Source organism: Escherichia sp. MOD1-EC5433, assembly GCF_002966005.1.
Lineage (GTDB): Bacteria > Pseudomonadota > Gammaproteobacteria > Enterobacterales > Enterobacteriaceae > Escherichia > Escherichia ruysiae.
Genome location: NZ_PTRL01000015.1, coordinates 1 through 4,505, shown reverse-complemented (window position 1 = coordinate 4,505; position 4,505 = coordinate 1). Strand labels below are relative to the sequence as shown.

Genomic DNA, 4,505 nt, shown 5'->3' with positions numbered 1-4,505 from the left:
GGATGTGCTCACGAGTCTGCGGCATCGGGCCGTCAGTCGCAGCAACAACCAGGATCGCGCCGTCCATCTGCGCAGCACCGGTGATCATGTTTTTAACATAGTCGGCGTGCCCCGGGCAGTCTACGTGCGCGTAGTGACGGGTCGGGGTGTCGTATTCAACGTGAGAAGTGTTGATGGTGATACCACGAGCTTTTTCTTCCGGCGCGTTATCGATCTGGTCGAATGCGCGAGCAGCACCGCCGTAGGTTTTAGCCAGTACGGTAGTGATTGCAGCGGTCAGCGTTGTTTTACCATGGTCAACGTGGCCGATAGTACCGACGTTAACGTGCGGTTTTGTACGTTCAAACTTTTCTTTAGACATCGATTGTCCCTCTAAGACACGGATAAATCGGTGATATCACCACATCAACCAGGCAACATGCCCGACTTGTTGAATGCAATAAACAGAAGGAAAAAACAGGGAGGAGAAAAGAAGTGGTGCTGATAGGCAGATTCGAACTGCCGACCTCACCCTTACCAAGGGTGCGCTCTACCAACTGAGCTATATCAGCACATCTTGGAGCGGGCAGCGGGAATCGAACCCGCATCATCAGCTTGGAAGGCTGAGGTAATAGCCATTATACGATGCCCGCATCCTGGAACTCGGCTACCTGATTTTCATTCTGCACTGAATATCGAGAGAAGCTCTCTTTATTCGAGCCGGTAAGCGAACTTATCGTCTCGGGCTACGCCATCGCGTGGCCGAAATTGGTGGTGGGGGAAGGATTCGAACCTTCGAAGTCTGTGACGGCAGATTTACAGTCTGCTCCCTTTGGCCGCTCGGGAACCCCACCGGACTTGATGGTGCCGACTACCGGAATCGAACTGGTGACCTACTGATTACAAGTCAGTTGCTCTACCTACTGAGCTAAGTCGGCATCAAGTAGCGCGCATTCTATGGAGACATGCGAACTCATGCAACTAAAAAATTGCATAATTTGTTTTGTTGGCCATATTTTAAACAATGCGATGAAGAAACAGCCGAATAAAGAGCAGATTAGCACATTTTTTCGGCATCGTTCTGCTTAACAATGTTCGCCAGTTAAAACACCATTCTTTTTATCAGATGGAATATCTGTCACATTGCTTTTCACCGATAGCTTCCCGTAAGCGATTTTTTCTTATTATTCCTCCCCATCTGGTGTTACCCTCCTGCCCATTAACCCATTCAACAGAACTGTGACGCGCCATGGCAAATATCGCTTTGCCGATAAAGCTATGACCGTCAGAAACATGCTTATGAGTATAAAAGAGCAAACGTTAATGACGCCTTACCTACAGTTTGACCGCAACCAGTGGGCAGCTCTGCGTGATTCCGTACCGATGACGTTATCGGAAGATGAGATCGCCCGTCTCAAAGGTATAAATGAAGATCTCTCGTTAGAAGAAGTTGCCGAGATCTATTTACCTTTGTCGCGTTTGCTGAACTTCTATATAAGCTCGAATCTGCGCCGTCAGGCAGTTCTGGAACAGTTTCTTGGCACTAACGGACAACGCATTCCTTACATTATCAGTATCGCAGGCAGTGTAGCTGTGGGGAAAAGTACAACCGCCCGTGTATTACAGGCGCTTTTAAGCCGTTGGCCGGAACATCGCCGTGTTGAACTGATCACCACCGATGGTTTTCTTCATCCCAACAAAGTGCTTAAAGAACGCGGGCTGATGAAAAAGAAAGGCTTCCCGGAATCGTATGATATGCATCGTCTGGTGAAGTTTGTTTCCGATCTCAAATCGGGTGTACCAAACGTTACGGCACCGGTTTACTCGCATCTTATTTATGATGTAATCCCAAATGGTGATAAAACCGTTGTTCAGCCTGATATCCTAATTCTTGAAGGACTAAATGTCTTACAAAGTGGGATGGATTATCCGCACGACCCGCATCATGTATTTGTTTCTGATTTTGTCGATTTTTCGATATATGTTGATGCGCCTGAAGACTTACTTCAAACATGGTATATCAACCGCTTCCTGAAATTCCGCGAAGGGGCTTTTACAGACCCGGATTCCTATTTCCATAACTATGCGAAATTAACTAAGGAAGAAGCGATCAAAACCGCCATGACTCTGTGGAAAGAGATCAACTGGCTGAACTTAAAGCAAAATATTCTACCCACTCGCGAGCGCGCCAGTTTAATCCTGACGAAGAGTGCTAATCATGCGGTAGAAGAAGTCAGACTACGCAAATAATTTGCAGGGGAGCTAATGCTCCCCTTTCTTATTTTTCTGCACTACGCAGGGATATTTCACCACCCATCCAGGGTTTTATTATTCCATCCTGCTCAAGCAATAAAGCGCCCTGTTTGTCTATTCCGCGTGAAATACCAAATATTTCTTTATCACCAATGATAAGTTTCACTGGGCGATTAATAAAATTATCCAGCTTTTCCCAGCGCGAAAGATAAGGTGCCAATCCTTCTTGCTCGAAGAGTTCCAGCGCCGCGCGTAATTCACGTATTAGCATGGCTGCCAACGTATTACGATCGAGATTGATCCCTGCTTCCTGCAATGTGATCCATCCCTGGTTAACGACACTCTCTTCAACACGACGCATTGCCATGTTGATTCCGGCGCCAATGACAATTTGTGCTGCATCGCCGGTTTTGCCAGTCAGCTCCACAAGAATGCCTGCCAGCTTGCGATCCTGCAGATAGAGGTCATTAGGCCATTTAACGCGAACTTTGTCTGCACCCAGCTTGCGTAATACTTCCGCCATCACGATACCGATAACCAGACTTAAACCAATCGCCGCAGCCGGGCCCTGTTCCAGACGCCAGAACATCGACAAATATAAGTTTGCGCCAAAAGGCGAAAACCATTTCCGACCACGGCGACCACGGCCTGCCTGCTGATATTCTGCGACACAGGCATCGCCCGATTTAAGCTCTTCGATACGATCAAGAAGGTACTGATTAGTTGAGTCAATTACTGGCAGCACGGCTACACTACCGCCATCCAGCTGACTCAATATCTGTTCAGCATTAAGTAACTGAATGGGCTCAGGCAGGCTGTATCCTTTACCCGGAACGGTAAAGACATCAACACCCCAGTCACGCAGCGTCTGAATGTGTTTATTAATGGCCGCCCGGCTCATTCCTAACGTTTCACCTAGCTGCTCGCCAGAGTGAAATTCGCCGTTCGCTAACAGCGCGATTAATTTCAGTGGTACGGTATTATCCTTCATGAAATCGTCTCCACTGCGCTAACTTCACCTGATGCACCAATAAAGCGAACTTCGGGCTCAAGCCAGACATTAAATTTTTCACCAACTTTCTGTCTTACATGATGTGCCAGTTGCACGACATCTTCGCTTTTTGCATTGCCTTCATTGACGAGAACTAACGCCTGTTGACGGTGTACCGCAGCCCCACCCATTTGCGTCCCTTTTAGCTGACACTGATCGATGAGCCAGCCAGCAGCCAGTTTTACTGAACCATCCGCCTGGGGGTAATTCGGTGCCGTTGGAAATTGTGCCAACAACGCGTTAGCCGTTTCGGCAGATACAACAGGATTTTTGAAGAAACTACCGGCATTGCCGTTCACTTTTGGATCGGGAAGCTTTGTCGTTCTCATATGGCACACTGCATCAAATACTTGCAGTGGCGTTACTGTTGAAGGCTCCAGACGAGTTAAGTCACCGTAAGTCAATACAGGTTGCCACTCTTTTGGCAGACGCAGACCTACGGCTACAATGGCGAAGCGATCCTGATATTCATGCTTAAAAATACTGTCGCGATAGCCAAAGCGGCACTCTTTGGCAGTTAAGCGCACTTGCTTGCCTGTCGCCAGTTCAACACAGTCAACATAAGCGCAAACTCGCTGTAATTCTACGCCATAAGCACCAATATTCTGGATAGGTGATGAGCCGACACAACCAGGAATTAATGCCAGATTTTCCAGACCGGGCATTCCTTGCTGCAAAGTGTATTTCACCAGATGATGCCAGTTTTCTCCTGCACCCACATGTAAATACCATGCATCAGGTTTATCATTAATTTCGATTCCTTTGATTCGGTTGATGATTACTGTTCCGCAGTAATCTTCCAGGAAAAGTACGTTGCTTCCTTCCCCCAGAATAAGAACAGGCTGTCCTTCTGCGGTCGCATGTTGCCAGGCATTGAGTAGTTGTTGTTCGTCTTCGGCACATACAATGTGCTGAGCATTATGATCAATGCCAAATGTGTTCCAGGGTTTTAAGGAGTGGTTCATAGCTGCTTTCCTGATGCAAAAACGAGGCTAGTTTACCGTATCTGCGGGGGGATGGCTTGTAGATATGACGACAGGAGAAGTTTTCACCAGCGCAAAAAGGCCATCCTTCCGGATGGCCTTTCGCTTTATCTGATGCCTGGCAGTTCCCTACTCTCGCATGGGGAGACCCCACACTACCATCGGCGCTACGGCGTTTCACTTCTGAGTTCGGCATGGGGTCAGGTGGGACCACCGCGCTACGGCCGCCAGGCAAATTC

4 protein-coding genes, 4 tRNA genes and 1 rRNA gene are annotated in these 4,505 nt (G+C 48.0%); 1 reads left to right on the top strand and 8 read right to left on the bottom strand.

From position 1 onward, the window contains the following. The 5 genes from C3D30_RS20140 to C3D30_RS20120 form a co-directional block, all read right to left on the bottom strand. Nucleotides 1-361 (bottom strand): GTP-binding protein (locus tag C3D30_RS20140; RefSeq protein ID WP_000031706.1); only part of this gene is annotated, 361 nt, incomplete at its 3' end. A gap of 114 nt (nucleotides 362-475) precedes the next feature. Further along, nucleotides 476-551, bottom strand: a tRNA-Thr gene (locus C3D30_RS20135). A gap of 6 nt (nucleotides 552-557) precedes the next feature. Continuing rightward, nucleotides 558-632, bottom strand: a tRNA-Gly gene (locus C3D30_RS20130). A gap of 116 nt (nucleotides 633-748) precedes the next feature. Beyond that, nucleotides 749-833, bottom strand: a tRNA-Tyr gene (locus C3D30_RS20125). Nucleotides 834-841: 8 nt separating this feature from the next. Further along, nucleotides 842-917, bottom strand: a tRNA-Thr gene (locus tag C3D30_RS20120). 361 nt (nucleotides 918-1,278) lie between these two features. On the opposite strand from C3D30_RS20120, the gene coaA reads away from it, so the two are divergent. Beyond that, a complete protein-coding gene (coaA, locus tag C3D30_RS20110) occupies nucleotides 1,279-2,229 on the top strand; it encodes a type I pantothenate kinase (RefSeq protein WP_000023078.1) in 951 nt (316 codons plus the stop codon). Between the two features lie 28 nt (nucleotides 2,230-2,257). Here coaA and birA read toward each other — a convergent pair whose 3' ends face one another. The 3 genes from birA to rrf form a co-directional block, all read right to left on the bottom strand. Further along, nucleotides 2,258-3,223, bottom strand: coding sequence for a bifunctional biotin--[acetyl-CoA-carboxylase] ligase/biotin operon repressor BirA (gene birA / locus C3D30_RS20105; protein ID WP_000654625.1), 966 nt, complete (start codon nucleotides 3,221-3,223; stop codon nucleotides 2,258-2,260). Further along, a complete protein-coding gene (murB, locus tag C3D30_RS20100) occupies nucleotides 3,220-4,248 on the bottom strand; it encodes a UDP-N-acetylmuramate dehydrogenase (RefSeq protein WP_105287317.1) in 1,029 nt (342 codons plus the stop codon). The genes birA and murB overlap by 4 nt, the downstream gene beginning before the upstream one ends. 134 nt (nucleotides 4,249-4,382) lie before the next feature. Beyond that, nucleotides 4,383-4,498, bottom strand: a 5S ribosomal RNA gene (rrf, locus tag C3D30_RS20095). Nucleotides 4,499-4,505: the final 7 nt, after the last annotated feature.

What these genes read in the sequence shown, in the direction of transcription:
- coaA (WP_000023078.1), top strand. Translation starts at nt 1,279, where the DNA reads ATGAGTATAAAAGAGCAAACGTTAATGACGCCTTACCTACAGTTTGAC.
- birA (WP_000654625.1), bottom strand. Translation starts at nt 3,223, where the DNA reads ATGAAGGATAATACCGTACCACTGAAATTAATCGCGCTGTTAGCGAAC.
- murB (WP_105287317.1), bottom strand. Translation starts at nt 4,248, where the DNA reads ATGAACCACTCCTTAAAACCCTGGAACACATTTGGCATTGATCATAAT.